General features: G+C 37.5%; 1 protein-coding gene. It reads left to right on the top strand.

The window, feature by feature from the left end:
• Positions 1-419, top strand: a 419-nt coding sequence (locus tag FHL79_RS24850; RefSeq protein ID WP_218938611.1) for an SdrD B-like domain-containing protein, incomplete at both ends; no start/stop codon positions are given.

Here is a 419-nt window from a genome sequence, read left to right as displayed (position 1 = left end):
ACTGAAACAGATGAAAATGGTAAATACCGCTTTGATAATTTAGATAGTGGTAAATACAAAGTTATCTTTGAAAAGCCTGCTGGTTTAACTCAAACAGGTACAAATACAACTGAAGATGATAAAGATGCCGATGGTGGCGAAGTTGATGTAACAATTACGGATCATGATGATTTCACACTTGATAATGGCTACTACGAAGAAGAAACATCAGATAGTGACTCAGATTCGGACAGCGATTCAGACTCAGATAGCGACTCAGACAGCGATTCAGATTCGGATAGCGATTCAGATTCAGATGCAGGTAAACATACTCCGACTAAACCAATGAGTACGGTTAAAGATCAGCATAAAACAGCTAAAGCATTACCAGAAACAGGTAGTGAAAATAATAATTCAAATAATGGCACATTATTCGGTGG

This window comes from Modestobacter altitudinis (assembly GCF_005930475.1).
Classification (GTDB): domain Bacteria; phylum Actinomycetota; class Actinomycetes; order Mycobacteriales; family Geodermatophilaceae; genus Modestobacter; species Modestobacter altitudinis.
This window is presented reverse-complemented; position numbering and strand designations above follow the sequence as displayed.